The organism is Oleiphilus sp. HI0066 (assembly GCF_001635725.1).
On sequence record NZ_LWFH01000665.1, the window covers coordinates 1 to 891 of the forward strand.

The 891-nt window shown below is 41.8% G+C and carries 1 protein-coding gene; it reads right to left on the minus strand.

Features of this window, described 5'->3' with window-relative positions:
- Positions 1 to 731, minus strand: a 731-nt coding sequence (locus A3738_RS08350) for a LysR family transcriptional regulator (protein WP_068763521.1), incomplete at its 3' end; no start/stop codon positions are given.
- Positions 732 to 891 lie beyond the last annotated feature (160 nt).

Genomic DNA, 891 nt, shown 5'->3' on the forward strand with positions numbered 1-891 from the left:
GTGCGTGCCGCGATAGCTGGCAGGCTCATCAATGAGCTCGCGCGTATTTTGATATCTCGTTGTATCTGTTTTTTGCCAAGAATAATTTCGGTTGGGCTGCCTTTATCACTACGCGGATGTAATGCGACATGTGGTGTAGATCGATATATCTCGGCTGTCATGATTTCATCCGTAATGTACGGGTTTCCCTTGCGTGCCATCACGACAAGATCTTCTTCAAATACATGTTCACAAATGAGTTCTTTGCTTTTGGGCTGTATGTAATCGATCGCAATATCTAGCTCTTTTAAGCGAATACGTTCCGTTAGGCTTGCGATTGAGTCGGCTTCAGGGTGAAGGTCAAAACAGATATTTGGTGCAACTTGTTCTAGATACTGAAAGAAAGCCGGGAATACGATGGATTCTGCGTATTCATTGGCTGCTATGGCGAAGGTGTTAGAAGCTGTTTTGGGGTCGAATTCTGCTTCAGGTTGAACTTGCTGCTGAATAGCAAATAAGGCATCACGTATCGGTTGTTTTAGTTCTAATGCTTTCGGTGTGGGACGCATGCCGCCGCGTGTTTTGACGTAAAGATCATCATTAAAAATTCCACGTAAGCGTGTTAATGCATTACTAACAGCCGGTTGGCTCATATGCAGCTTTTGCGCTGCGTTAGTGATGTGAGGGTCTTCTGCTAATACATCTAATACTACTAATAGGTTTAGATCTATCCCACGTAAATGACGTTGCATATCTTGTGCACCTTGAATCTTGATTATCTATATTTCATATAACCTAAATATTATAAATCCATTAGATCAATAACAAGGCCTTGCTTATCATTATGTTTAATTGGTGACAGTTCATTCGATCCTGATTATGGGATCAATGCAGGAAATAAGCGTAGGAAAG